The sequence below is a fragment of the Pararhizobium sp. genome, from assembly GCF_965279435.1.
GTDB lineage: Bacteria > Pseudomonadota > Alphaproteobacteria > Rhizobiales > Rhizobiaceae > Pararhizobium.
This window is the reverse complement of sequence record NZ_CBDIHY010000003.1, coordinates 2204301-2231111: the sequence shown is the minus strand read 5'-3', so window position 1 is coordinate 2231111 and position 26811 is coordinate 2204301. Positions and strand designations below refer to the sequence as shown.

Here is a 26811-nt window from a genome sequence, read left to right as displayed (position 1 = left end):
TCACAATCAGCTGATGTAACCGAGACGAATGGCCTTGGCGATCGCCTGGATTCTGTTGACCGAATCCAGCTTGGTGGTCGCAGCGCCAAGATACGCGTTGACGGTATGCACTGACAGTCCCATCTTCTCGGCGATTTCTTCGCTGATGTAACCGTCACCAGCCATCTGCAGGCAGCCGATCTCGCGGTCGCTCAGCGATTCCGAGGGAAGCATGCGCCGTTCGTCGGCGGCCAGAAGATCGGTCATGATCTGGCAGCTGCGTCCGTGCAGATCGATGATCACCTCGCTCGACAGGTCGATATAGCTGCCCATGAAGAGAACATAGCCGTTGCCCTGCGCGCCGAGCCTGACCGGCAGGGCAATCCCGGAATAGGGCAGGACGCGGGCGAGAAGGCGCTGAGTGAAACGGGCAAAATCCGGCGTCTCCGCCGCCTGATGCTCGCCCATGCCATTCCACAGCAATGGCAGCAGCGACGCATCCAGATGGGCCAGCATCTCGATGCCATAGGCGGACACCAATTCGTGCGCCATCGCTTCGCTCTCAACGCCCCAATTGTCGAGGACGCAGCTCAGCTTGCGGGTTGCCGGAAGGCCGTTTCCGTTCAGCCGCAGAACGGCGAAATTCTTGGCGTTGATTTGCTTCTGCATCGCCTGCAGCCGCGCCACGAGCGTTGCCGCCTTGGACGCCCGCGCCTGTAACCTGCCGGCCTTGGCGTCATCGCCTGCCCGCGCATGTGGGAGGAAATAGGTCATGACCGTCCTCCTAGACGAGATTGTTGCGAACGGCGTAGGCGATGGCCTCGGAGCGGGTCTTCGTTGCCGTCTTGCGCATCACGCTGGTGATGTAATTGTTGATCGTGTTGCGCGAGATGCCGAGGATGACCGCGATCTCGTCGCTGGTCTTGCCTTCCGCAATCCAGAACAGGCATTCAAGTTCGCGTTCCGTCAGTTCGAAATCACGGTCGGTGCGAACACCGCGCTCGGTGGTGAAGCTGGCGAAATAACCGGTCAGCAGACCGACATCTCTCAAACTTTCCTGCGAGAGAATGACGTCCTGCGGGAAGAGCAGCATCAGCGACAACCGGGCGCGCCCGACATTGAAGGTGATGGCGCAGTATTCCCGGCTGATGCCGCGGCTAATGTCGATGTCATCGGGCAGGCTCATGAACACCGGCTGCATGACCGAAAGGCATTTCTCCATCTCGTTGGTCTTGGAATGGAGTTGCGACATCACCTTGCCGAGGCGCTTGACGACATCGAACGGCCAGTCCGAACATACGACAAAATCCAGCCCCTCATCCTGGGACAAATCATAGCGCGCGAGGAGATAGTGGGTTGCTCCCACATAGTCCGTCAGGGCCGCAAGCCCCTTGTTCAGATTGCCGCGCTCGGCAAATTCGCCAAGCCTGCGAATGAGCTGCTCTTTGGAAGGAACCCGTCCAACACCGCGCGCGACCGACCCTGGCAATGGCCAGGCCGCAACTTCTGTTTGTAGAGCATCCATGACATTACCCCCGTGATGGATTCGTCCGTGCTCACTCAAGCGCTTTCGCCGCCGCCGGCTACCGTATCGAAGCGTCCGCATTCTTCGACACACGCGAATCAGTACGCGAATCACTACATAAAATGTACATCGCCTCTTGCGAAAAACTACTGCCCTCATATCGGGATTTACTTTTTCAGGAATTCGTGAATCGATTCGCGCGCTCGCGGCGGAAAAATCAGAGATCTACCGCGGTGCGTAAAGATATGGCATTTTAGTATATTGTAATTATTGTGTTTTCCTGGAAATCACTGACGGCAAAACCATCCTCACTTATCAACAGGGCGGCGATGGACGTTCAATAAGATGCTAAAACGAGAAAACAAATCAGCGGCGATTGAATCGCCAGATTTTGTCAAGTTTTCATTTTTTTATTTGTTTCAACCGCTGTTGCGAAAATACACCATTGAAACTCACCGTCTAAATTCTAGAACGAACCATAAACCATAGTAATGATGGGCACAAACTGATGGTAATATTTTGTTCAAACTGAATTTTTACTGACTCTGGGAATCAATACCCGCGCTGCCCCAAACGTTGCGGCAGACAAACCCGGTTTTCCCCAGAGAAAAATTAACGGTTTGTTAAATATAACGAATCTCGGAGCGTCCGATTACATCATTCGGGCAACCCCCGATTCTTGCAAACCTTCCCGTGGCGGGAAGGCAATACAGAAAACGGCAGCGCTTATCGCTTTTCAGACAGGCATCCTATTGCAGGCCCCAGACGGGACGGCCGGATGGCCCGCGCGATAATCGGTGCATATCTCGAAGAAACTTCCAGCGCAATCTGGCACCTGACGTTGAGCCGACGATCATCTACATGAAAAAACCCGCCGGTGAGGGCGGGTTTTCGCAGGATTTGGTGTGAGACGGAGAAGGCGTCTGATCTCAGGCTGCTTTTTCGGCAACCCATTTGCGCAGGATCTTGGCAGCGCGCTCTTCGCTGATTTCGACCATGCGAGCGAGCCTGCGTTCCGGGCCTTCCTTGACGCGCCGGTTGAAGCCGCCTTCGCTGTCGTCGCCGAGGCTCAGCAGGTCGTCGGTGCTGTCGAAGCCGAAGTCGGAACCAAAGCCTTCCATCAGCGCGCCGCCTCCACCGCCGTTTGCGGCAGGCGAGAAGTCGGGCAATTCCAAACCGACCGGCTCGTTATCGTTGAGTGCAACACCCGGACCACCCAGCCCCATCGAGCGGGCCAGAGGACGCATGCCCATCCACACAACCACGACGGCCACTGCGACGAAGGCGAGAGCGTTGATGATACCGCCGAGATTGCGGGTCAGGGTTTCCATAATGCCGGGGCCAGCGACCGCTTCATCGAGCAGCTGCGTGTTGACGAAATCCATTGCCGTCAGCGTGATCATGTCACCGCGTGCCGGGTCGAGGCCAACGGCGGATGCGACGATTTTCTGCATGTCCTGGATATAGGCATCGATCTTTGCCTGGTCGGCACCTTCGCCGATCATGGCGGCGACCCGGCCACGATTGACCACGACGGCGACCGAGAGCTTTTCCAGCGTATAGCTGCTCTTCACGGTGGCGACGGTCTTCGAGTTGATCTCGTAGTTGGTCTGCTCTTCCTTTTTCTCGGTCTGGTCGTTCGACTGAGGTCCAGCAGCGCCGCCTGTGGGTGCAGCCTGCGGAACGTTCTGTTGAACGGTCGCGGCATTGTCGGCCTGCTGCTGGCTGGACTTCTGCTCTTCCTTGGTCACCCGGGTCGACCGCTCGACGCGCGATTCCGGATCGAAAACCGTTTCCTGGATCTGCTGGGTATCGGTGTTCAGCTTGGCGGTAACACTGGCCCGAAAGTTGTCCATGCCCAGGAAAGGCGTCAGAGCCTTGTCGATATTGTTTTCGACTTCGCGCTGAACGTTCTGGACGATGCCCAGCGACTGGTTCATGGCGCTATTGGCAGGATCGTCACCGGAAGCCAGAAGCTGGCCGGTGGAATCGAGGATGGTGACGTCGTCGATGCCGAGGCCCGGAACAGACGAAGCCACCAGATGGCGGATCGAGGCTGCAGCATTGCGGCCGATATTGGCGCTGGCGCGGATCATCACCGAGGCCGTTGGGTTCTGCTCGGCTTTTCTAAAGCTGCCGCGGTCGGCCATGACGATGTGGACACGGGCGGCGGAGATTCCGGAAATCTGCTGGATGGTGCGGGCGATTTCACCTTCAAGGGCGCGGACGCGGGTGACTTCCTGCATGAAGGAGGTGAGGCCAAGCGAGCCGACATTGTCGAAGAGCTCGTAGCCGGCATTGGCGCTGTTGGGCAGTCCGCGTTCGGCGAGGTACAGGCGGGCCTTGCCCGTCATACCGACCGGAACCTGAATGCTCTTTCCGTCGGATCCGACCTCGAAATTGATGTTGGCTTCGGCAAGGGCAACGCTGACCTGGTTGAGGTCATTGCTTTCCAGCCCGACATACAGCGTTTCATAGGAGGGCTTGTTGACGTAGAGCCCGGCCGCGAGAACGATCGCCACCGCGACGACACCGGCTGAAATCAGCGCAATGAGCTTTCCCTGCCCGAGACTGGCCAGGTTTTTCGAGACCTTCGAAAGTTGATCCAACAGATTCATTCTGTTTCCGCACCCAGTGGCGCATGTACCGTTCAGACAACATCGCCTGGGGAGTGAACATGCGCAGATCCAAACATTCGGGTTGCTGATGGATATGACGCATGTGGCTTCGTCAAATCGCGCACAAATCTACCAGTCCCGATTGGCACACTAGAAAACGAAACTTGCGCGAACTTGTCTTGGCCCATCTGAACGGCCGGAACGGGATAAATGCTTTATCGGCACAGTTCATGCAGAACGGGGCCGTCTGTCGACGGCCCCGGTGCAGATATCGATATTCGCTGACAACAATGTCGGATTACAAAACGCGGCCGGGATAACGGGCGCGGTCTGCATCGATTTCAGCCTGGGTATAAGGCTTTGACGTGTCGTCAAAACCCTTCCAGCCCTGGCCTTCGTAGGCAGTCCGGCGGGCGGGCAGATCAACCCAGTTCGAGCGCTTCAGGATGGCTTCGGCCTCCGAGGCGCGAGCATCATCGACCTTCGCCGTTACCAGCGTGCCGCCACGGCGGACACCTTCAGCGTAGACATGCGCATCGCGCTCATCGACACCCGAGTCCGTCAGTGCGCCGATAATACCGCCGGCAGCTCCGCCGACCACGGCACCAGCGACGGCACCGGCCGCTGTTGCAGCAAGCCAACCGGCAGCAACGACGGGACCAACGCCCGGGATTGCCATGATGCCGAGGCCTGTCAGTAGGCCGCCGACACCACCGACGGCAGCACCGATACCGGCGCCTGTGCCTGCGTCTTCGGCAACATCGTTCTTGTCACCCTTGTGGCGGCCATCGGCATTGTTGGAAACGATGCTGATGTCATTGTCGGAAATACCGGCGGCCTTCAGCTGGTCAACAGCGGCGGTCGCGTCAGCATATTGGTCGAACAGTCCTGTTACGGTCTTTGTCATGGTGTTTCTCCGTGCTGTTATTTTTGGGTTGTTATTTTTGGCTGTTATTTTTAAAGGCGCTTACTTGGCAACGATGTTGCCCTGATAATCCAGGGACACCGCTACCGGCTTACCGTCCTTGGTGGCCTTCGCCTGCCAGACACCCTTGTCGTCAAGCTTCAGCTCGGTCACGTCGGCGTATCCGGCTTCGACGATGCGGTCGGTGGCCTGACCTTCGGTGAAGCTGTTTGCGCCCTCAACCGGTGCAGTGGTGTTCTGCTCCGAAGGTGTCGCCACGGCCGGCGTGTCACCGTTTGGGTTGGCAGAAGGCGTTGCTGCCTGTGCGAAGACGGACGATGCGGACAGGGCGACGATCGCCGATGCGATGATGAATTTGTTCACTGGGCTCTCCTTGGGATACGGAAGTGATCCTCGGCGACACAACCCTCCAGTGGCCGTTAAGTTCCACCGCTTCTTTACGATCCAGAGAAAAACCGTAACGATTCCGATATATTAGTAGTTACTGGCGCGGATTTCGCCTTTGACCGATTCGTCTGTCCGTTGACCAAAAGCCGGAGCGAAAAGGCGGTTGCATCGGCCGCCGCATCTCTTTGTGCAATGCAGCAAGACTTGAAAGATTGTGCATTGAGAATGTGCCGTCCAACACCAAGCCCCGGCTCAAAACATCCACGATCTGAGACCGGCTTAAAAACAAAACCACCGCTCACGACGATTGTCGAGGCGGCGGTAAAAAGAAGGAGGGAGAGGTTAGTATCGGCTAAAAGGCCTCGAAATCTCCGGCAGCCTCGGTCAGCGGCTGTGAATGGCCGTGACGCAGCATGCCGTTGCCGAGCGACTTCTGCATATCGGCAAGCTTGACGAGATTGAGCGCCGTTGTGACGTCCACCAGCCAGGACTGCGGAATGGCCGACGTGACTGTATCGATGAATTCGGCCAAGCCGCGTGTCTTCTGAACGGCGAGATCGATGCCCTGCAGGACCTTTATCCGGTCCGCCGATGCCAGCACCGCCTCGCCATGAATATCGCTGAGCATCGGTTCGATCCGCTCGATGAGATAAGCCACGTCATAGAGCTCCGAGACGATGCGCATCATCACATCGGGGAGCGCCTCATCGACGTGAGGCATATGGCTCTTCATTTCAGTCAGCATTTCACGCCCTCACGCTGGCAACAAATGCCGTTCGGGACTACCCCCACCGAACGGCTACGCTAAACACCTTGCCAAAGCACATCCCGGGACGGTCCCGGGATCCCACCCAAGCGCTAGAAAAACTCGATCGCATTGTCGACCGGCTTCGGCACCGGCCTTGGACGCTGCTCCTGAGCCACGGCCTTCTGTGCCTCCACGCCCGTTAGCGCATATTGCCGGGCACGGCCGCTCAGCGGCCAGTATTCAAGCTTACGTCCATGATCGCCACCGGTGCTCTCACCGACCACCTGAATGCCTTCGTCCATCAGGAACTGGCGCGCAAACAGCGCGTTCTGCTCGCCGACATTGGAGAAGCGCGCGATCGTCTTGGCACCACCAAAGATCTTCGCCTCCAGCCGCTCGCGGCGGGCTCCTTTCTTCAGGAGCCCGTTGATCAGCAATTCCATCAGATGCACGCCGTAACGTGTTGCATCGCCACCCGACGAAATTGCATCCGCCGAACCCGGCAGAAGGAAATGGTTCATGCCACCGACACCCGCGACCGGATCGCGCATGCACGCCGCCACGCAGGAACCGAGGATGGTCGACAGTACGACGTCTGGATCGTTGACCACCTTCCATTCGCCCTGGATGACATGCACACGCCTGGTCGCAGCCTCAATGATCATTTCAATGCCCCAAATACGGCTTCGATTGCAGCTTTCATCTTTTCAATGGTGAAAGGCTTGGCGAGCACGTTGTTGGCTCCAAGTGCCGCGGCCTTGGTCACCAGTGCACGGTCGCCCTGGGCCGTCAGCATGATGAAGGCGGCCTTTTTCGTAGCCGGATTGTTGCGCACGGCAGCAAGCAGGCCAAGACCATCCATCTTCGGCATGTTGAAATCGGAAATCACCAGGTGATGCGGCTGTGCTGCCATGATCTTGGCACCCTGCTCGCCATCGCCGGCAACCGTGATCTGCTTGAAACCAAGCTGTTGCAGGGCATCCCCCAACAACAGGCGGCTGGTGACCTGATCGTCAACGATCAGAACTTTGATTTTTTCCGCTAGGGACATTATTCGCTTCCTTCTCTTCGGGCGGCAGTACTTTTCAGGACTTCTTCCCCGATTGAGCCGAGGGGGAGTTGTGTTTCGACGGCGCCCAATTCGTAGGCAACCCTCGGCATTCCATAGACGACGCAGGTTTTTTCATTCTGACCGAATGTGCGGGCACCTGCGTGGCGCATTTTCAAGAGACCGGACGCGCCATCGCGGCCCATCCCGGTCAGGATTACACCGACTGCATTGCGGCCGGCGAGTTCCGCAACGGAATCAAACAGCACATCGACGGACGGGCGATGACCATTGACCGGTTCGCGGTCCAGAAGACGGCAGCTGGGTGATGTCGGATTGACGACCTGCAGGTGACGTTCGCCGCCCGGGGCCAGATAGACCTTGCCGATCTCCAGCCGGGCGCCGTCCGTCGCTTCCGCCACCGTTGGCGCGCAGATGCGGTTGAGACGCTCGGCAAAGCTCTTGGTGAAGGTGTGCGGCATATGCTGCGTGATCAATGTCGGCGGGCAATTGGCCGGGAATTTCTGCAGAACCGCAATCAGGGCCTCGACGCCACCGGTTGACGACCCGATCGCAACGATCTTGCGGCCCACCCGGTAATCGGACGCCGCATTGGCGTTGGCGGCGCTTGGGGCTGCGACCTTATTGCCGGAAATGATAAACTTGCGCTGCGACCGGGCTGCGGCCTTCACCTTTTCAGCGAGATCGCGGAACGGATGCGGGTCGCCCGGCAAAGGCTTGCCGACACAATCGAAGGCGCCGATTTCCAGCGCAGCCAAGGATGCTTCCGCACCCTTGTGCGTCAGGGTCGAGACCATGATCACCGGCATAGGGCGCAGGCGCATGATCTTTTCGAGGAATTCCAGCCCGTTCATATTGGGCATCTCGATGTCGAGCGTGATGACGTCGGGATCAAGATCCTTGATCGCCTGGCGCGCCTGCATCGCATCGGCGGCCTGACCGATGACCTGGACTTCGGGATCGCTGCTCAAGATAGCGGTGATCAGCCCGCGCATGGTGGCTGAATCGTCAACGACAAGAACGCGCGCAACACTCATGAGCGGCCTCCCTGCGGTTTGCCGGCATAGCGATAGGTGGTGATGCCGATATTATCGAAGACCGACTTCGCATCGCCGGAGACCCGTTCGGAATGGCCGATATAGAGATGCCCCTTCTGATTGAGCATGCCGCCAAAGCGAGACCAGATCTTCATCTGGGTCGGCTCGTCGAAATAGATCACGACGTTACGGCAGAAGATCACGTCGAACTGGCCCTTGAATGGCCACTGCGCCATCAGGTTCAGTTCGTTAAATGTGATGAGCTTCTTCACCCGATCATCGACCTGCCATTTCTGGCGGCCGTTGACTGAGGTTTCGGTGAACCACTGCTTGCGCATGGCCGGGCTGACTGTCTCAAGGGCGGTGGCGTCATAGCTGCCGGCCCGGGCCAGCGCCAGGATCTTCGGGTCGATATCGGTTGCGAGAATGCGGAAATCGTAGTCCGCCGCATTCGGCAGCATCGACAGGACTGTCAGCGCAATCGAATAGGGCTCCTGCCCGTCCGAGCAGGCCGCTGACCAGATGCGCACCCGCCCGCCGTTCTTCGCACGCGCGATCAGCTCCGGCAGCACGTCGGTCTTCAGATGCTCGAAATGATGGTTCTCGCGGAAGAAGCGGGTAAAATTCGTCGTCAGATGCGAAAGCATATCGCGGCGCTCGGCGGCACCGGCAGGCGATGACACCAGCTGGCAATAGTCGCGAAAACCCTTCAGGCCGATATTGCGGATATGCTTGGAAAGCCGCGAGTAAACGAGCGAAGCCTTCGATTCATTGAGATAGATGCCAGCGTCGGCATATATCATGGCAGCAATTTCGGCGAGGTCGCGGCGGGTCAGCGGATATTCTCCGCTGGCTAGGCACTCGTCCGGGGGTAGCTTGCTGTCAAAGGCGGCTGGCATGCTCATGCAGCTTCACTTTCGTAATGAGGAAATACGGCCTCAAGCTCGATCAGGCAGATCATCCGCCCTTCGATCGCCAGCATGCCGCGGGCAAATGTCCGCTCGAAGTCGGACGACATATCCGGCGTCGGCTGGATATCCTCGTCCTTGATCGTCAGGATGTCGGAGACTGCCTCGACAAGCAGACCGACAACCTTGTTCTTGACCTGCGTCACGATGATGACGTGGCGCACTGTCGGCTCGGCCTGTTTCATGCCCAACCGGGCGGACAGGTCTATGATCGGCAGGACCGCACCACGCAGGTTGATGACGCCAAGCACATATTGCGGTGCATGCGGCATCGGCGTTGCGGGCGCCCAGCCGCGGATTTCCCGCACGGACATGACGTTGACGCAGAATTCCTGATCGCCGATTCGAAAGGCGATGAACTCGCGCCCCCCATTCGTCAGATTTTTTGCGAGAAGCGTCATAGTCCTTACCCTGCGGCGGCGAGCGATGTTTCGGTGTGGAGGGACTGGCCGCGCGATGCCGAAACGACGGCATCGACGTCCAGGATGAGCGCAACGCGGCCATCACCAAGAATGGTGGCGGCAGCAATGCCGGGCACGTGCGTATAGTTGGCCTCAAGGCTCTTGATGACGACCTGGCGCTGCCCCTGGATGGCATCGACCATCAGAGCGCGCTGGCCGCCGCCTTCGGATTCCACCAGAAGGGCGACACCTTCGACCGGATTGGCCTGGGTTGCACGGAAGTTGAGGATACGGCCGACATCGACCAGCGGGCAGAACGAGTTGCGGATCGAGATCAGCCGCTGCGTCGCACCGAAGGAATGGATCGCTGCCGCATCCGGCTGCAGGGTTTCGACAATCGCCGTCAGCGGCACGACCAGCGTCTGGCCGGCAACCGTGACGACCATGCCGTCGAGAACGGCGAGCGTCAGCGGCAGGCTCATGGTGAAGACCGAGCCCTGGCCGGGCTTCGACGAGATATTAATACGGCCGCCGAGCGCTTGGATCGAGCGCTTGACCACATCCATGCCGACACCGCGTCCGGAAAGGTCGGAGACCTTGTCGGCGGTGGAGAAGCCGGCGTGGAAGATCAGGTTGTCGATTTCTTCGTCCGATAGGTTGGCATCGGCGGCGATCAGGTCGTTGTCGATTGCCTTCTGGCGAACCTTCTCGCGATTGATGCCGGCGCCGTCGTCGGAGAGTTCGATGACGATGCGGCCCGAGCGATGCTTGGCGGTCAGCTTGACCGTGCCTTCGGCATTCTTGCCAGCGGCAATACGCTTTTCCGGCATTTCGAGGCCGTGATCGACCGCGTTGCGGATCATGTGGGTCAAAGGCTCAGCGAGCTTGTCGATGACCGTCTTGTCGACTTCGGTGTTTTCACCTTCGGTGACGAGGCGAACCGACTTGCCGGTGATATCGGCGATTTCGCGGACGGTGCGGGCCATACGCTGGAACACCGGCTTCACCGGCTGCGCGCGGATCGCCATGACCGAATCCTGGATCTCGCGGGTCAGCTGCTGCAGCTCTTCGAGGCCCATGTTGATCGAGGACACGCCATTCGAGTCATTCTCGATGACGCTCTGCGACAGCATGGCCTGGTTGATAACCAGTTCGCCGACGAGGTTGATCAGCCGATCGACACGATCGAGATCGACGCGGATGGTCGGTGCGGCAGCAGATGCCTGCTGGGCATTGTTCTGGGCTGCAGCAGCGGCTGCACCCTTGTCAGCGGCAGCAGTGCGCGATGCACTGGCGGCCATCTGGACAACATTGGATGCTGCTTCGGCAGCAGCGACTGCCTGCTGCACGGCCGCGATCTGCTCTTCTTCCTCGACCACGCCCAGCGGCGCATCGGGTTCATCATCAAGCGCGGACAGATCAAACGGTACCGGCTGCATCGGCAGGTCGTCACCGGCTACTTCTGCAACGTCACTGGTTTCGAGCGCCGTCACTTCGAGGTCGCAATCCCACTCGGCAAATTCGAACACCGAACGTACGGCATCCTCGCCCTTGTCGGTCTTGATCGACACTTTCCAGGAGAAGTAGGCCGCTTCCGGATCCATCTGGTCGAGCGAAGGCAGGCTGTCCATGTTGCAATGGATGCTCATTTCACCCAGACGCGAGAGATCGCGCAGGAGCAGCGTTGCTTCATTGCCCTTGGTGTAGAGTTCCGACTTCGGCTTGAAGACGACGTCATAGGATGGAAGATCGGCGGACAGATCATCGTCGCCAAAATCGTCAAAGGAGAAGGCGACCGGGACAAAGCCATCGTCGCTGACGACAGGTGCCGGTGCGGCAGCAGCCGGAGCTGCCTTGGGTGCTGCGGCGACCGGAGCTGCGGCAGCCGGAGGTGCCTCGCCCTTGGCCAGCGCCTCGAGTTCGCGAATCAGCTGAGCGGAACGGGCCTGATCGACACTACCGCCGTCACGCGCGACATTGGTCAGGTCGGCCAGGACGTCGGCCGATTTCAGCATGACCTTCAGGACATCCTGGTTGGGTTCCAGCTTGTTGGAACGAACGCAATCAAGCGTGGTCTCGAACACGTGTGCGAAAGAGACCAGATCATCCAGCCCGAACGCTCCGGCGCCACCCTTGATGGAGTGGACCGCACGGAAAACCGCATTCACCGTTTCCGGATCGCGGTCGCCGTCATTGAGCCTCAGGAGACCGGATTCCAGTTCGGCGAGTTGCTCCTCGCATTCCTGGAAGAAAATCTCTTTGATTTCGTTCATATCCATGGGGTGAATCCTGGCGTTAGGCGGTTACGCGCTCGATTGCATCGATCAGCTTGGTCGGATCGAACGGCTTGACGATCCAGCCGGTCGCGCCTGCCTGGCGGGCACGGTTCTTCTTTTCCGCGTCGCTTTCGGTCGTCAGGACCAGGATCGGGATTGCCCGGAATTTTTCGTTCTTGCGCACGCCCTCGATGAAGCCGAAGCCATCGAGACGCGGCATGTTGATATCGGTAACGATGACGTCCGGATTGGCATCCTCGAGAATTTCGAGCCCCTCGATGCCATCTTCTGCCTGGATCGTTTCGAACCCGGCATTGTTCAGCGTAACGAGCAGCATGTTCCGGATGGTTCGGGAATCATCGACTGTAAGAACTTTCTTTTTCATGTCTCAAATCTCCTTTGCCATCAGGTGGTCGATATTGACCCCGATGAGCTGTGTCGTTTTCGTAAATGCGTCCGACACCTTGGCGAAGGTGAAAGACTGATTATCCTCTTCCCAGCTTTTTGCCCCGGCCATCAGGACCTGGACGCAGAGCGCGCCGACACGCTCGACCGCGGATGCGTCGATCGCGAGCGGATTGCCGCGCAGAGCCATCAGCTTGCCGTGCAGCGCGTTGGCCTCGTTGAGGTCGAGAACCGGCGCGAGGCTCAAACTTTTCCGAGCGGCTTTCTTGGCTGCCATCTCTACTTTCCTTGTCTGGCTGGGAGTAATTTACAGGGATGGTTGAACCGGCTTCCGGCACGCCCATGCGAGCGCACGTTCTGGCCCTCGGAAATAGCGGATCTTGGCAGGATGTGTTTGTGACGGCTCTGCATCAGCGCCCCCATCCGGCAAGGCGACCCTGCAAGCCGAAGCCCTCATCAAAGCCGTCATTGCTCTCACCGGTAATTTCACCCGGCCGTGTGGCTGGCGCCACAATCGCCGGGGTCGAATAGGATGGTGCGAAAGTCGTTTTCGGCGCCTGGCGCTGGACATGGAACTGGCGGATCGTCTGGCCAAGCTCGAGAATAACTGTGTGCAGGTCGTCGCAGCTTTCCTTGGCGCCGGCCGCCTGCTGTGCACCCGCGCCAATTTCAGCGCCGATACGGCTCAGGTCAGATGTCGCGGACTGAAGGCTTGTGACCTGTTCGGCCGTTTCGTCGGCAATGCCGGCGATGGCATCATTGATGCCGCGTACCTGCTCAACGATATTGCTGATGGCGTCCTGCGTACGGCCGACGCGTTCGACGCCCGCCTCGACCTGCGACTTCGTGCTCGATACCAGCTGCTTGATTTCGCGCGCCGCATCGCCCGAGCGTTGCGCCAGGGCGCGAACTTCCTGGGCGACGACGGCAAAGCCACGGCCGCTTTCGCCCGCACGCGCAGCCTCGATACCGGCATTTAGCGCCAGGAGATTGGTCTGGAAGGCGATCTCGTCGATGACGCCGATGATCTGGCCGATCTTCTCGGCCGACGCTTCGATATCGGCCATGGCGGAAATCGCCTGACCGGCGATCTCGCCACTATGTTCGGCCGACTGGCGGGTGACTGCGACGCTCTTTTCGGCAGCCCGTGTCTGGCCGGCATTGTGCTTGACGCGATCGACGATGGCGCCGAGCGACCTGACGGTCTCGCCAAGTGCTTCGGACTGTTCGCGCGCACGATCAGCAATTTGTCCGGTCTGACCGGCAAGTTCGCGCGACGATGTTTCCATGGTAACGGCGCGATCGGCAAGACCGATGAATTCGTTCTGCATGGCATCAAGGGCGCCATTCAGTTCATAGGCCAATGGCTGATACGCGGCCGCCACGTCATTCGGCGTGCGGACAGACAGATCGCCGCAGCCAAGCGCCTGGGTAACGCCGCCAAACAAAGCCAGAGCCTCGGCTTCACCGGCCTTGCGCTGCTCGGCGAGTTGGCGCTGGTGGCTGTGGCGCTGCTCGTTGAAGCGCAGGGAAACGGAAATTTCGGTATCAACAAAGACGGTGCGGACCAGAGCGGCGACGAGGTCGGCCAACTCCTTCCTGTTCGCCTTGCCAAGCGACAGCATCGATTTCGGCCAGAACTGCTCGATCATCGAACAGATTAGGCGTTCGAGCACCACCGAATGACCGGCGATCTGCCAGCGCGGATCGAGACCCATCTTGCTTTCGGTATCCGAGAGCACCTTGACGCGCTCGGCATAGAGACTGTCGAAACGGGCGTCGGTCAGTACGCTCCAGTGCGAAGACTGGAGGTCGTGCAGCCGGTCGATCTGGCGGTCGCTGGTAAAGTGGCGCGCGGCATCCGGAAAGGTCTGGAGGCGCTGGAACAGGTCGCGCAACGCGAGTTCAACCTCTGCCCCGATGGACTGGCGATGCTTGCGCAGGACATCTGTCTGGTCTTCATCAAGCCCGGCAAAACGCAAGCGCTCTAGCAGGCTGCCTGCCTGAGCTTTCCTGGTCTGATCTGGCGATGTTTCCTGCCTCACACTATTCCCCGGTCCGGTCTCTCATCTCTGCAAACCGAGCGGTTTTCAGAGGTATCCTGTAGAAAATCAAACTCTTGCAGCATGTTTCACGCCTTGAACGGCGCATGGTGCATTCACTCATCAACGGATGTTTCAAAGGGGCGTTGCCCAAGCGTGCCGTCTTGCAAGACGCCAAGTGGCGACGGCGCAATGCCGGCTGGCCACGGCGATCGGCCGCTTCGTTCCCAAGAGATATCCGGTGAAAGTGCATACCGGATCAGAACCGGTTCGTCGGTACGGCATCATGCCTTGCGGGGAAGTAGATTTTCCCACTCCAACGTGTACGACCATGTTTATGGTTAATTCCTTGCTTGAAGGTTAACGGTTGATCGTCCGTATCTTCTTTCACTAAAATTGGCCGCATATTGCCCTCACCCGGCGCAACCGCCTGTGAAACGGGGGTTTGCGCCTGCTGCAGAAACAACAGGTTTTCAATGGTAAAACTTGAGAGTTGATCTTGAGAGACCCCGCCATTAACTACTGCCTATTCTGACCGGCGCAAGCCATGCGCAAGCATAGCCGGACAAAGTGAAGCGGCATCATGATGATGACGTAGAAGGAACGGGCAATGATTGTTCTGGGACTAAGCGCTACGCTTATCGCCACCCTTACACTGGCAGCAGTCTCCATCCTCCTGAATATCGAGGATGATCGTAAGTCATTGAATGCCCGGATTTTCTAGGAAATAGTTCAACGGCACTTTGGCCCGTAAGCATTTGCGTGCAGCAGAACGCAATACATCGCGGAATTTTCTGAGATATCAGGAGCTCCCTGCCGTTAACGGCTGCAGCCCTCAAATAACCATTCTGTTTTACCGCACTTGATTGCACGCCGGAACAGCCGGTGGGTGAGACCCGCCCCGGAAGGCGGGCCACAGGTTCATTCGGCGGGAGCGTAATTCACACCCGCTGGCACCTGCACCCGGCGCGGCAGGGTGAGAGCGACGATTAGCCCCAGAACGGTTCCCACAGCAGCCAGATAGACGGCAAACCGTGTGCCTTCGATCAGACCGATTGTCGCCGTCTGGCCGATCGATTCTCCGAGACCATTGGCGACGGCGACCAGTATGGCGAGGCCGACGGCCAGCCCAACCTGCAGGCTGGTGGATGCCATGCCCGACGCCACGCCCTGCTCTTCCTGGGCAACCCCTGTCGCCGACACGATCCACATGGCCGTCCACACCATGCCCTGGCCAACACCGAGCACTGCCATGCCCGGAACCAGGCCCATATAGCCCCATTCCGGCGAAATCCCGTAGGCGAACGCCACCATGCCGGCAACGCTGAGAACCTGGCCGGTCACCAGGCTGGTGCGAACGCCGGAGCCGGTCGCCATGCGTTCACCGAGCTGCGTGCCGATGAAGATGGCGACGGCCGGAACGAGGAACGCCAACCCGGTCCACAGTGCATCGAAGCCGAGCATGCCCTGGAACAGTACGGTTTCGAAGTAAGGCAACGCACCCAGCGTGGCGCCGAAGAATAGCGTCAGCAGCATGCCCGCCAGCGCATAACGGTTGGAAAACAGGCGCAGCGGCATCAGCGGATCATCGCTGCGGGCTTCGATGACGAAGAAGGCAGCGAGCAGGATGAGACCAGCCACCAGCGCCAGCAGGATCGATGGCGATGCCCAGCCAGATTCCGGCCCCTGGACGAGGACGTAAACCAGCAGGGTGATGCCGATTGTCGCAGTCAGCGCACCCGGAAGATCGAAGCTGCGATGCGAGCCTTGGTTGACGTCACGCGGCATGACGATCAGTGCACCAACGATGATGATGACGACCAGCGGCACGTTGACGAAGAAGACGGCGGGCCAACCATAGGCGCTGGTGAGGATACCGCCGAGCAGAGCGCCGACGGTCAGGCCGGAGGCACCGGCGCCGCCCCAGACAGCGAGGGCGCGGTTGCGCTCGCGACCTTCGGCAAACAACGTGGTCACCAGCGACAGCGTTGCCGGAAACAGCAGTGCGCCGCCAACACCCTGGATCGCGCGAGCGATGATGATGGCGCTCGGGCTTGTCGCCAGACCGCCGACCAGCGACGATACGCCGTAAAGTGCCAAGGCGAAGATGAAGATCCGGCGGCGGCCGAGAAGATCGGCGGCGCGACCACCCAGAAGCAGGAAGCCACCGAAGGCGACACCATAGGCACTGACGACCCATTGCAGCGTCTGGCGCGAGAAGCCAAGTTGCGCGCCGATGTCAGGCAGTGCAACGAAGACAATATTGTAATCGACGGCGATGACCAGTTGAGCGAAAGCGAGCAGGAACAATGTCCAGCCCAGCCGCTGACGACCGCCGGATGCGGGAGAAAATGACATGATGGATATCTCTTGTTGCGGGGACAAGGCTGCGCAGCGTTGATGATTTGATAGTACGGATAGAATCGTACAATTGTCAACGCAATACGTCCAAAATGTTTGACTGTACGCGAACGGTTTATTATCTTGCCTTGATGAACGACCATCATCCCACGCGTGACGACCTTCGCCTGCCCGATGTGCTTCTGGCTCTGGGCAACCCGATCCGGCTGGCGGCAGTGAAGCAGATCGCGACGGGCGAATGTATCTGCAGCGACTTCGTAACGGACGTTTCGAAATCAACGATGACGCATCATTGGCGCGTGCTGCGCGAGGCCGGCGTGATCCGGCAGCGGCCGGAAGGCCGGGTCATCTATATGTCACTGCGGCAGGATGATCTGGAGGCACGGTTTCCCGGGCTGTTGTCAGCGATCTTCAACGCCGATAAGGTGGCATCGTCATAGTCTGGCCGATGCCGGCTATAAGGCCTGGACGAGCTTGGTCCAGTGTGCCGCGTAAGCTATATACGCCTCAGGAACTTCCCCCTCGAATTCCACCGTGTGCGCCTGTGCCCGGCTGCCATCGACAAGGCATGCCGTCCCAAGGCTGGTGCCGGTAGCACTCTGGCTGCCGATCAGCACAGGCCGGCCGGTCGCGGCCTTCAGCATCCGCAGATAGCTTGGATTAACCGCGAACGGCCCCTCGACGACGATCTCGCCTTCGGCGCCGATCAGGTCGAGCGAACTGGCCGTCATCATCGCCAGATGGAAGGAGACGACGGCAAGCCTTTGTGAGCCTGTCAACGACGCCTCGTCGCAGGTCCAGGAGGCCTTGACGTGCGGGAAAGGCCCGGAGCCTTCGGGTACCGATGGCAGCAGCATCCATTCAGCAGCTGCGACCTCCGCCTCGACATCCTCGGAAACCATGACTGCCGGATCGGGGATCAGCGTCGAGAATGCCCGCCCGCCCATGAAGCGGGCCGAGGGTACGGGATCGCCGAGCGCGTTGACATTGATCAGCGTGTCGCGCGCCTCGTCCAGCGCCACCTTTCTTGCGCCCATCGCCATCATCACCACCCAGGTTCCGGTGGACACCACGGAGAACGGCGCTTTCCGCGTCAGCACATGCGGCAGCAGCGAGGAATTGGAATCGTGGATGCCGCAATAGACCGGCAAACCTACGGGTAGCCCAGCGGCCTTCGCAGCCTTCGGGGTCAATCCACCCAGGACATCGCTTGCACGCCGTACCGGCGCAAACAGCGGCCTCCAGCCGCGGGCGTCGACCATAGTGGAGAAGTCGGCAGAATAGGGATTCCAGAGATCGGTGTGGCAGCCGAGCGATGTCAGCTCGGTGGAAAGGACACCGGTCAGCCGGTAGGACCAGTATTGCGCGTAGGTGAGGATGCTGGCGACATTGGCAAATTGGTCAGGGAATGTCTGTTCCTGCCAGTAGATTTGCGCGCCGATGTTTAGCCCCATCGGCAATCTGGCAGCACCAGTTTCGGAAAAGGGCGGGCGAACCGTCTCATAGTGTCCGGCGAGCGTATCGGGTCCGGTGAATTCATAATCGAGCAGCGGCAGGGCAAGATCGCCGTTCCTATCGAGCAGAACGGCTGTCGCGCCGTGGGTGGTGACAGAGATCGCCTCGATCGGTGTCTCGGCATTCAGCGCGGCGAGGCTTTCGGCAATGAACCGCCACAGACGCTCGACGTCGAAATGCGGGTAGGGGCCTTCGGTCATGACACCATTGGCGGTCTTGCGCACCGCCGTTTCCTCAAACCTGTCGAGATCAACCAATGCGACCTTGGCATTCGTCTTGCCGATATCGATGACGGCGATGGTTTTCATGGCACTACTTCATATGAAAGACGGTTGTCAGCGGCACGGCGACAGGCTCGTTGTCCGCCTTCGTCTCCATGATGTCAGCCATATGGGCCCACCATTTCTGCATCACCGGATGTTTGGGCAGATCGGCCATGGTGTGATCATCCCGCCGCCAGAGAACACCGAACAGCATGTTTGTCTCTTCGTCGAGATGGATCGAATAATCCGACACGCCGGCGTCCGTGAGAAGCGCCGACAATTCCGGCCAGATCGCGTCATGGCGCGCCTTGTATTCCTCAGTCATGCCGGGATTGAGCCGCATGCGGAAAGCGTATTTTTCCATTCTATCCTCAATGGGCCGTGCGGCGGCGGGCGCGTGACCACAGGATCGGCAATGCGATGACGGAAATCAACAGCACGCCGATAAAGATCGACATGACGATGCCTGGCACGTTCAAGAGCCCGAAACCGAAGGTGACCATGCCCATGATGAACGCGGCGAGCACGACGCCTGGAATGGTGCCGGAACCGCCGAGAATGCTGACGCCACCCAGCACCACCATCGTCACCACTTCCAGCTCGACGCCGAGCGCAATCGACGGACGGGTGGAGCCGAGGCGCGAGGTCAGGCAGATCGAGGCAATGCCCGCCATCAGGCCCGTCAGCAGGAACAGAATGAACTTCACGCGAGCGACGCGGACACCGGAGAACAATACTGCCGTCTGGTTGTTGCCGATGGCATAGACGGCGCGGCCGAAATTCGTTTTGTGCAGCAGCACGCTGTAGACAATTGCGAAGAACACGAAGAGTACGAATTCGAACGAGAAAACCCACCAGACATAGCCCTGGCCGAAATAGGCGAAGCTCGCCGGATAGCCCGTATAGGCCTGGTCGCCCAGTATGATGAAAGACAGGCCGCGAAACAGGCTCATCGTGCCGATGGTGACGACGATCGATGGCAGGCCGAGGCCGGTGATCAACAGCCCGTTGACTGCGCCGCAGAGGAGCCCCGTGCCCAGCCCGACGACGACCAGCATCGGCGTATCGGCGCCCATCGTTACGGCAAGGCCCATGGCGGTCGAAGACAGGGCGATGATCGAGGCGACGGAGAGGTCGATTTCACCGGAAATGATGACCAGTGCCATGGCAAAGGCGATCAGCGCCTTTTCGGTAAAGTTGAATGTCGCGTCGGACAGGTTCCATGGATCGAGGAAATAGGGCGAGGCAAACGAGTTGATCGCGAAGATCAGGATCGCCACCACCAGGAGCAGGCTCTCCCAGCTCTTCAGCGCGCGGCTGCCGCGGCTCTGCAGACGATCCGGAATGATCCGGGGTGAAAGATGCGCTTCCGCCATCAGACCGCCTCCGCCTTCTTCAGAATGACACGGCCCTTGCGCTTTTCAGTCCGGGCATTGACGGCAACGGCGATGATGATCACCGCACCGGAAATCGCCAGCTGGGCAAAGGGCGAGATATTGATGACCGGCAGCGCATTCTTGATGACCCCAAGGAACAGGCTGCCGAGCACCGCACCGCCGACAGAACCGATGCCACCGGCAATCGAGATGCCGCCGATGACGCAGGCTGCGATGATATCGAGTTCGAAACCGGCGGCGATATCGACATAGGCGACCGCATAGCGCGACACCCAGAGGTAGCCGGCGAGGCCAGCCAGCCCACCGGACAGGCAATAGGCGAGAAAGCGCGTGCGGCCGACATCGATGCCGGTATAGACGGCCGCATGCGGATTGCCGCCGACGGCAAAGAAGGCGCGGCCGATCGGCGTGCGCGTCATCAGGATGTAGACGGCGGCGATTGCCAGAACCGAGAGCCATGACAGGACAGGAAAGCCGATCAGCGGCGCACGCGGCAGCGCCTTGAAGGCATCGCTCATCTGATGCGCATTGATCCACGCGCCCTTGCTCAGGAGAAAGATGCTCCCGCGAAAGATGGTCAGTGTACCGAGCGTCACGACGATCGGCGGAATGTCGAGCTTCCAGACGAGCAGGCCGTTGATCGAGCCGAGGGCGGCGCCAAGGGCGACGACGGCGAGAATGACCAGCGGGATCGGTATGCCCGGAAAGGCGGCATTGACCATTGCCGCGACCATGCCGGACAGCGCCAGATTGGCCGCCATCGACAGGTCGATACAGCGCGTCAGGATGACGGCCATCTGGCCGAGCGCCAGGATGATCAGGATCGAGGTGTCATTATAGACGCGCGCCAGATTGACTGGCGCTACGAAACCGGGGAAGCGCAGCGCGATCAGGAAGACCAGAGCGATGATGGCGATGACCAGAAGGATTTCGCGGTTCTTGAGCAACTTTGCCATTATACGGCCTCCCCAATGCCAGCGGCGGCACGGACCAGCTTTTCGGCCGTCAGTTCAGCGCGCTCAAAACGCCCGGCGATGCGGCCTTCACGCATGACGATGACGCGATCGGCCATGCCCATGATTTCGGGGATTTCCGAGGAGACCATGATGACGCTCAATCCCTGCCCTGCCAGTTCGCTCATGAAGGCGTGCACCGCAGCCTTGGAGCCGATATCGATGCCCTTGGTCGGCTCATCGAGAATGATCACCTTCGGCTGTGTCGCCAGCCATTTGGCGATCACCACCTTCTGCTGGTTGCCGCCCGACAGCGTGCCGACATCCTGATCGAGCGAGGCGGCGCGCAGGTCGAGGCGCTGCGTATAGTCGCGCGCCAGCGCAAACTCGTTGGCAAGCTTCAGAAAGCCCGCCCGCGAGGTTTTCTGAAGCGAGGGCAGCGTGACGTTCTGGAAGATCGGCAGGCCGATGATCGCACCCTGACGGCCGCGTTCCTCCGGCACATAGACGATCCCGGCCTCGATCGCTTCGGCGGGAGAGCGGATGACAAGCACGTCGCCGTTCAATTTGACCGCACCGGCAGACGGCCGGGTGATACCGATCAGCGACTGCATGAATTCGGAACGGCCGGCACCGATCAGGCCGTAGAAGCCGAGGATTTCACCGCGGCGCAGCTCGAAATTGATATCCTCGAATTCGGTCGGATGGCGATAGCCAGAGACGGTCAGGACCGGTTCGCCGATCGCGACATCAACCTTCGGAAAGACCTGACCGACATCGCGGCCGACCATCATCTTGACCAACTGATCCTGCGTCACATCGGCAATCAACCCCTCGCCGACCATGCCGCCATCGCGAAACACGGTGTAGCGATCGGCAATGCGGAAGATTTCATCGAACTTGTGGCTGATAAAGAGGATCGCCTTGCCGTCTGCCTTCAGACGGTCAATCAGCTCATAAAGCTCGTGGATTTCCTTGTGCGACAAAGCGGCCGTCGGCTCATCCATGATGACGACGCTGGCGTCAATCGACAGGGCGCGGGCAATCGCCACCATATGCTTGTTGGCAATGCCGAGATCGCGCAGCCGGATGGTCGGATCGATGTCTGTGCCAACGCGGGAAAGCAGTTCGCGGGCATTGCCGTTCAGTTTTTTCCAGTCGATCAGACCGAAACGGTTGCGCGGCGCGTGGCCGAGAAAGATGTTTTCGGCGACCGACAGTTCATCGAACAACACGGTTTCCTGATGGATCGCGGTGACGCCGGCATGCGCTGCGGACAGCGCCGTCGGAAAATGGGTTTCCTTGCCACCGACACGGATCGTGCCGCCGTCCGACTGGTAGATGCCGGTGAGGATCTTGACGAGCGTCGATTTGCCCGCGCCGTTTTCGCCGATCAGCGCCGTGACGGAGCCCGGGTAAAGAGCGAGCGAGACGTCGGACAGTGCTTTCACGCCCGGAAAGGACTTGGATATGCCCTCAAGCGCGACAGCGGGTTTCATCCGCGATGTGGTCGTTTCCTGCAGCAAGAGGCAATCCACCGATGTGAGTATACGATTGAATAGGGACAGGATCGGCGGGCTCGATGAACTCCCTCCCCCTTGTGGGGAGGGTTGGGGAGGGGATTCCCTTTTTAAAAAGAAATAACCCCTCCCCTCCGCTTCGCTCCGACCCTCCCCACAAGGGGGAGGGTTAAACCGCGATCAGAAGATCTTGGCGAATTCTTCGACGTTCTTGGCGTCGTAGATGAACGGGTCGGCCATGGCGCCTTCGGTGTTGTCGTCGAGCTTGACGGTACCCATGCGGCCCATCTTCAGTTCGGCGCCCGGCTTTGCTTCCGCGCCGCCGATCAGGTCATAGGCGATCATGGTTGCGGAATAGCCGAGGTCGATCGGGTTCCAGATGGCGAAGGACTTGGACGAACCGGCCTTCACATGGCCAGCCATTTCCGAAGGAAGGCCGAGACCGGTGACGTTGATCTGGCCGACCTTGCCGGCATCTTCGACGGCCTGCGCGGCAGCAACGATGCCAACGGAAGTCGGAGCGATGATCGCCTTCAGGTTCGGGTAGGACTGGATGAGCCCTTGTGTTTCGCGATAGGACTTGTCGGCCAAGTCGTCGCCGTAGACGGTGGCAACGACGTTGATGCCCTTGTAGTTGCCCTGAACCTTTTTCATTTCTTCGATCCAGACATTCTGGTTCGTGGATGTGGCAGTCGCGGAGAGAACGGCAACGTCCCCACCTTCAGGCAGCTGGTCGGCTGCAAGCTTGATGATCATGTTGCCGATCAGCGGGCTCGACGACGGGTTCAGCTGCATTGAGCGGCCTTCTTTGGCGACGCCCGAATCCCAGGAGATGACCTTGATGCCGCGATCCATGGCCTTTTTCAGGGCCGGAACCAGGGCGTCGGTGTCGTTGGCGGATACGGCGATCGCATCGACCTTCTGGGCGATCAGCGAGTTGATGACCTCGATCTGGCCTTCGGCAGTCGTCGTCGTCGGGCCGGTGTAGATCACTTCGACATCGCCGAGTTCCTTGGCGGCTTCCTGCGCGCCCTTGTTGGCTGCTTCAAAGAAGCCGATGCCGAGCGCCTTGACGACGAGGGCGATTTTCTTGGTTTCCGCGTGCGCGGTACCGGCCATCAGTGCCAGCGAAACCGCTGTCGTGACCATCAGTGCCTTGACAATTTTCATGACGTTCTCCTCCCAGAAGCCGCGCGGTCACAATGATCGCGTTCATTCGGCTGTATGCTCTCAAAACTTTGCCAGCCGGCGTGACGCCATCGGCGGTTCCCACTCCCCTCCTCCCGCCGGCTTTACGCCGACGAGGAAGCATTCTCTTCAACAATGCCCGAGCGCGTATTGGCGATGACCAAGCCGACGCCTGCATCTTCGAGCATCTGGACATGCCGGTCCTCGATGCCCGAATCCGTGATCACCGTGGTGATGCGCTTCAGCCCGCAAAGAATGAGGCTGGAGCGTTTGTGAAATTTCGACGAGTCGATCAGAACGACGAGTTCGTCGGCTTGGTCGATCAACTTCTGCTCCGCCTGGATGAGCAGCGGATCGCCTTCCATCAGGCCGAGCGGACCCAGCCCCTGCGCGCCCATGAACATGCGGCGCGCATAGAAATTGCGCGTCACGTCATTATCGAACGGGCTGAGGATGATGTTCTGCTCGCGGTAGATCGTGCCACCCGAGAGCATCACGGTATTCTTCGAGTGCTTGAGCAGATGCTCGGCAATCGGGAACGAATTGGTGAACACCTGCATGCGGCGGTTGGCGAGGAAATGCACCATCTGGAACGTCGTGGTGCCGCCATTGATGATGATCGGCTCGCCATCCTGACAGAGCGCGACGGCTTCCTTGGCAATCGCCTGCTTCTGGCGGGCATGCAGGCCCTCGTTGACACTGAACGGACGGCCGGCAAGGCCGACGAACTGCGGTGGATTGATGGCTTCCGCCCCGCCGCGCACCCGGCGCAGACGTTTTTGCACATGCAGCGCCGCGATATCCCTGCGGATCGTCGCTTCAGAACTATCGGTCAGATCGACCAGCTCAGGCACGGTGATGACCGGCTTGTCCTGGACCGCTGACAGAATGATCCTGTGTCGCTCTTTCTCGTGCATTAGGCTCCTCCAATATTGTCTATGCTTCCATCACGACCGCGCATTGTCAATCACAAACAATCATATTTTTTCATTGTGCAGTGCAATATGACTGAATTTGATCGTTTCTGATTGACATGCGGCGGATCTTTGTGTGATCTGATCGCAACGAATGCGCTCTTTGCCCGGCGAAATCTACCGGGCTGGCGCGGAATTGACCGGGAGGAATGATCGATGCTCGACAAGCAACAAGGCGCGCGCCTTGCCAATCTCTGGGACGACGTCAAGGCAGCGGCGATGAACGAAGCCGAGCGGCTTCTGTACCGCTCCAACCTGCTCGGCTCCGACAAGCGCATCACCAATTATGGCGGCGGCAATACCTCTGCCAAAGTGATGGAAAAGGATCCGCTCGGCGGCGGCACGGTCGAGGTTCTCTGGGTCAAGGGTTCCGGCGGCGATGTCGGCACGATCAAGATGGACGGCTTTTCGACACTCTATATGGAGAAGCTCGAAGCCCTGAAGGGCCTCTATCGCGGCCTCGAACATGAAGACGAAATGGTCGGTTACCTGCCGCATTGCACCTTCAACCTCAATCCGCGCGCCGCTTCGATCGACACGCCGCTACACGCCTATGTGCCCAAGAAGCATGTCGATCACATGCACCCGGATGCGATCATTGCCATCGCTGCCTCCAACAACAGCCGCGAGCTGACCCAGAAAATTTTTGGTGACGATATCGGCTGGCTGCCCTGGAAACGTCCCGGCTTCGAGCTTGGCCTATGGCTTTCGAAATTCTGCGCTGAGAACCCGAACGCACGCGGCCTGATCCTTGAAAGCCACGGTCTCTTCACCTGGGGCGACACGGCCAAGGAAGCCTACGAGACTACCGTCGAGATCATCAACAAGGCGATTGCCTGGTTCGAGACGACCAACATGGCACCGGCCTTCGGTGGCGCAGTCAAGCCTGTTCTCCCGGCCGCTGAGCGCCGCGCGGTTGCGCAAAAGCTGATGCCGGTCATTCGCGGCTTGATCAGTGCCGACGAGCGCAAGCTTGGCCATTTCGACGACAGCCAGGCAGTCCTCGATTTCGTCACGTCGAAGAATCTTCAGCCGCTGGCAGCACTCGGCACATCCTGCCCAGACCATTTCCTGCGCACCAAGATTTGCCCATTGGTGATCGATTTCGATCCGGCAAACCCTGACATCGACAAGACGCTGGCCGGCCTTGAAGCCGCCATCGCCGAATACCGCGCCGGTTATGCCGCCTATTACGAGCGTTGCAAGCGTGACAACAGCCCGGCGATGCGCGACCCGAATGCGGTCGTCTATCTCATCCCCGGCGTCGGCATGATCACCTTTGCCAAGGACAAGGCGACGGCGCGCATTTCCGGCGAATTCTACGTCAACGCCATCAATGTCATGCGCGGCGCCTCCGGCGTCTCCACCTATGTCGGCCTGCCGGAACAGGAAGCCTTCGACATCGAATACTGGCTGCTTGAGGAAGCCAAACTCCAGCGCATGCCGAAGCCGAAAATGCTGGCCGGCAAGATCGCACTGGTCACCGGCGGGGCTGGTGGCATCGGCAAGGCGACGGCTCACCGTTTGATGCAGGAAGGCGCCTGCGTCGTGCTCGCAGATATCGATGAGGCCGCGCTCGCCTCCGCACTGAGCGAACTCGGCGGCCGCTACGGCAAGGATTTTGTCCGCGCCGTCACGATGAACGTCACCGATGAAGCCGCTGTCGAAAGGAGCTTTGCCGATACGCTGCTGGAATTCGGCGGTCTCGACATCCTCGTTTCCAATGCCGGCCTCGCCTCCTCCGCGCCGATCGAAGACACGACGCTGGCGTTGTGGAACAAGAACATGGATATCCTGGCGACCGGATATTTCCTCGTCTCACGCGAAGCATTCCGCATCTTCCGCAACCAGAAGGCCGGCGGCAACGTCGTCTTCGTCGCCTCCAAGAACGGCCTTGCCGCCTCCCCCGGCGCCTCGGCCTATTGCACCGCCAAGGCCGCCGAAATCCATCTTGCCCGGTGCCTGGCGCTCGAAGGCGCATCCGCCCAGATCCGCGTCAATGTCGTCAATCCGGACGCCGTTTTGCGCGGCTCAAAAATCTGGAGCGGCGAGTGGAAGGAACAGCGCGCCGCCGTCTACAAGACGGATATGGAAGGACTTGAGGCAATGTATCGCGAGCGTTCGATGCTGAAGCTCAGCGTCTTTCCGGAAGACATTGCCGAAGCGATCTACTTCCTTGCCTCCGACATGTCGGCCAAGTCGACCGGCAATATCATCAATGTCGACGCGGGCAATGCCCAGTCGTTCACACGCTAGACCG

General features: G+C 59.5%; 25 protein-coding genes. 2 read left to right on the top strand and 23 right to left on the bottom strand.

Translation table 11 applies throughout. The features are described 5' to 3' along the window. Nucleotides 1-6: 6 nt before the first annotated feature. The 16 genes from visR to ACQY8Q_RS16295 form a co-directional block, all read right to left on the bottom strand. Entirely contained in the window at nt 7-753 is a 747-nt protein-coding gene (gene visR, locus ACQY8Q_RS16370) for a transcriptional regulator VisR (RefSeq protein ID WP_428427541.1), read from the bottom strand. Between the two features lie 10 nt (nt 754-763). After that, on the bottom strand, nt 764-1504 hold the full coding sequence (gene visN, locus ACQY8Q_RS16365; RefSeq protein WP_428427540.1) for a transcriptional regulator VisN: 741 nt from the start codon (nt 1502-1504) through the stop codon (nt 764-766). Between the two features lie 929 nt (nt 1505-2433). Next, nucleotides 2434-4122 carry a flagellar basal-body MS-ring/collar protein FliF gene (fliF, locus tag ACQY8Q_RS16360; RefSeq protein WP_428427539.1) on the bottom strand — a complete coding sequence of 563 codons (1689 nt, stop codon included), beginning with the start codon at nt 4120-4122 and terminating at the stop codon, nt 2434-2436. A 298-nt stretch (nt 4123-4420) separates the two neighbouring features. Beyond that, complete coding sequence (locus ACQY8Q_RS16355; protein ID WP_428427538.1) at nt 4421-5029, bottom strand: general stress protein; 609 nt, start codon at nt 5027-5029, stop codon at nt 4421-4423. 60 nt (nt 5030-5089) lie between these two features. Beyond that, a complete protein-coding gene (locus ACQY8Q_RS16350) occupies nt 5090-5410 on the bottom strand; it encodes a PepSY domain-containing protein (RefSeq protein ID WP_428427537.1) in 321 nt (106 codons plus the stop codon). A gap of 376 nt (nt 5411-5786) precedes the next feature. Next, nucleotides 5787-6179 (bottom strand): chemotaxis protein CheT, encoded by a 393-nt coding sequence (cheT, locus tag ACQY8Q_RS16345; RefSeq protein ID WP_428427536.1) that lies wholly within the window; start codon nt 6177-6179, stop codon nt 5787-5789. A gap of 113 nt (nt 6180-6292) precedes the next feature. After that, nucleotides 6293-6847: a chemoreceptor glutamine deamidase CheD gene (cheD, locus tag ACQY8Q_RS16340; protein WP_428427535.1), complete on the bottom strand. Its 555-nt coding sequence runs from the start codon at nt 6845-6847 to the stop codon at nt 6293-6295. Continuing rightward, nucleotides 6844-7233, bottom strand: coding sequence for a response regulator (locus ACQY8Q_RS16335; RefSeq protein ID WP_037105534.1), 390 nt, complete (start codon nt 7231-7233; stop codon nt 6844-6846). The genes cheD and ACQY8Q_RS16335 overlap by 4 nt, the downstream gene beginning before the upstream one ends. Beyond that, nucleotides 7233-8288 (bottom strand): protein-glutamate methylesterase/protein-glutamine glutaminase, encoded by a 1056-nt coding sequence (locus tag ACQY8Q_RS16330; protein ID WP_428427534.1) that lies wholly within the window; start codon nt 8286-8288, stop codon nt 7233-7235. Before ACQY8Q_RS16330 ends, ACQY8Q_RS16335 begins: the two co-directional genes overlap by 1 nt. Then, entirely contained in the window at nt 8285-9193 is a 909-nt protein-coding gene (cheR, locus tag ACQY8Q_RS16325; RefSeq protein WP_428427533.1) for a protein-glutamate O-methyltransferase CheR, read from the bottom strand. Before cheR ends, ACQY8Q_RS16330 begins: the two co-directional genes overlap by 4 nt. Next, the gene (locus tag ACQY8Q_RS16320) at nt 9190-9657 is read right to left on the bottom strand and encodes a chemotaxis protein CheW (protein WP_428427532.1); all 468 of its coding nucleotides are present in this window, start codon (nt 9655-9657) and stop codon (nt 9190-9192) included. The genes cheR and ACQY8Q_RS16320 overlap by 4 nt, the downstream gene beginning before the upstream one ends. A 5-nt stretch (nt 9658-9662) precedes the next feature. Then, nucleotides 9663-11936, bottom strand: coding sequence for a chemotaxis protein CheA (locus tag ACQY8Q_RS16315; protein ID WP_428427531.1), 2274 nt, complete (start codon nt 11934-11936; stop codon nt 9663-9665). Nucleotides 11937-11952: 16 nt separating this feature from the next. Continuing rightward, on the bottom strand, nt 11953-12318 hold the full coding sequence (cheY1, locus tag ACQY8Q_RS16310; RefSeq protein WP_068951143.1) for a chemotaxis response regulator CheY1: 366 nt from the start codon (nt 12316-12318) through the stop codon (nt 11953-11955). A gap of 3 nt (nt 12319-12321) precedes the next feature. Continuing rightward, nucleotides 12322-12615: an STAS domain-containing protein gene (locus ACQY8Q_RS16305; RefSeq protein WP_037105515.1), complete on the bottom strand. Its 294-nt coding sequence runs from the start codon at nt 12613-12615 to the stop codon at nt 12322-12324. Between the two features lie 133 nt (nt 12616-12748). Next, a complete protein-coding gene (locus tag ACQY8Q_RS16300; RefSeq protein ID WP_428427530.1) occupies nt 12749-14383 on the bottom strand; it encodes a globin-coupled sensor protein in 1635 nt (544 codons plus the stop codon). A 918-nt stretch (nt 14384-15301) separates the two neighbouring features. Next, nucleotides 15302-16738 carry an MFS transporter gene (locus ACQY8Q_RS16295; protein ID WP_428427529.1) on the bottom strand — a complete coding sequence of 479 codons (1437 nt, stop codon included), beginning with the start codon at nt 16736-16738 and terminating at the stop codon, nt 15302-15304. 95 nt (nt 16739-16833) lie between these two features. On the opposite strand from ACQY8Q_RS16295, the gene ACQY8Q_RS16290 reads away from it, so the two are divergent. Then, the gene (locus tag ACQY8Q_RS16290) at nt 16834-17181 is read left to right on the top strand and encodes an ArsR/SmtB family transcription factor (RefSeq protein WP_428427528.1); all 348 of its coding nucleotides are present in this window, start codon (nt 16834-16836) and stop codon (nt 17179-17181) included. A gap of 15 nt (nt 17182-17196) precedes the next feature. Here the strand turns inward: ACQY8Q_RS16290 and ACQY8Q_RS16285 are convergent, their stop codons facing one another. The 7 genes from ACQY8Q_RS16285 to ACQY8Q_RS16255 form a co-directional block, all read right to left on the bottom strand. Next, entirely contained in the window at nt 17197-18564 is a 1368-nt protein-coding gene (locus ACQY8Q_RS16285; protein WP_428427527.1) for an FGGY-family carbohydrate kinase, read from the bottom strand. A gap of 4 nt (nt 18565-18568) precedes the next feature. Beyond that, the gene (gene rhaM, locus ACQY8Q_RS16280; RefSeq protein WP_428427526.1) at nt 18569-18883 is read right to left on the bottom strand and encodes an L-rhamnose mutarotase; all 315 of its coding nucleotides are present in this window, start codon (nt 18881-18883) and stop codon (nt 18569-18571) included. 7 nt (nt 18884-18890) lie between these two features. Beyond that, nucleotides 18891-19895 (bottom strand): ABC transporter permease, encoded by a 1005-nt coding sequence (locus tag ACQY8Q_RS16275; protein WP_428427525.1) that lies wholly within the window; start codon nt 19893-19895, stop codon nt 18891-18893. Continuing rightward, on the bottom strand, nt 19895-20875 hold the full coding sequence (locus ACQY8Q_RS16270; RefSeq protein ID WP_428429801.1) for an ABC transporter permease: 981 nt from the start codon (nt 20873-20875) through the stop codon (nt 19895-19897). The genes ACQY8Q_RS16275 and ACQY8Q_RS16270 overlap by 1 nt, the downstream gene beginning before the upstream one ends. After that, entirely contained in the window at nt 20872-22368 is a 1497-nt protein-coding gene (locus ACQY8Q_RS16265; RefSeq protein WP_428427524.1) for a sugar ABC transporter ATP-binding protein, read from the bottom strand. The genes ACQY8Q_RS16270 and ACQY8Q_RS16265 overlap by 4 nt, the downstream gene beginning before the upstream one ends. 201 nt (nt 22369-22569) lie before the next feature. Beyond that, nucleotides 22570-23559, bottom strand: a complete 990-nt coding sequence (gene rhaS / locus ACQY8Q_RS16260) for a rhamnose ABC transporter substrate-binding protein (protein ID WP_428427523.1) — start codon at nt 23557-23559, stop codon at nt 22570-22572. Between the two features lie 122 nt (nt 23560-23681). Next, nucleotides 23682-24494 carry a DeoR/GlpR family DNA-binding transcription regulator gene (locus ACQY8Q_RS16255; RefSeq protein ID WP_037105479.1) on the bottom strand — a complete coding sequence of 271 codons (813 nt, stop codon included), beginning with the start codon at nt 24492-24494 and terminating at the stop codon, nt 23682-23684. Between the two features lie 213 nt (nt 24495-24707). Here ACQY8Q_RS16255 and ACQY8Q_RS16250 point away from each other — a divergent pair, with 213 nt between their 5' ends. Then, nucleotides 24708-26807 (top strand): bifunctional rhamnulose-1-phosphate aldolase/short-chain dehydrogenase, encoded by a 2100-nt coding sequence (locus ACQY8Q_RS16250; protein WP_428427522.1) that lies wholly within the window; start codon nt 24708-24710, stop codon nt 26805-26807. Nucleotides 26808-26811 lie beyond the last annotated feature (4 nt).